The sequence below is a fragment of the Pseudomonas sp. 5Ae-yellow genome, assembly GCF_014077575.1.
GTDB classification, from domain to species: domain Bacteria; phylum Pseudomonadota; class Gammaproteobacteria; order Pseudomonadales; family Pseudomonadaceae; genus Halopseudomonas; species Halopseudomonas neustonica.
In genome coordinates, this window is sequence record NZ_JACGWE010000150.1 from 1 (window position 1) to 335 (window position 335).

Below are 335 nucleotides of genomic sequence, written 5' to 3' on the forward strand. Positions count from 1 at the left end.
TGCCTGTCACGACGCAAACATCACGGCCTATGTGCCTAAGCCAATGACTTCAAGCGCCAAGGCTGATGGCCGATTCAACAAAGATGCCTTCGTGTATGACTCGACAAAAAACGAATACACATGCCCGGCGGGAGAGGCTCTGATTTGGCGGTTCTCCAGCGTTGAGAAAGGCATGAATATGCACTGTTACTGGAGTTCAAAATGCCAGAGTTGCACCCTGAAAACCCAGTGCACGCCAAGCACAAATCGTCGGGTAAGGCGCTGGGAACATGAAGCTGTGCTGGAGGAAGTGCAACGCCAGCTGAATCAAGCACCGGAGATGATGAGGGTTCGAA

At 52.2% G+C, this 335-nt stretch carries 1 pseudogene; it reads left to right on the plus strand.

Going from position 1 to position 335, the window contains the following annotated elements:
* A pseudogene (locus tag H4J77_RS19665) lies at positions 1–335 on the plus strand (IS5/IS1182 family transposase); the annotation flags it as partial.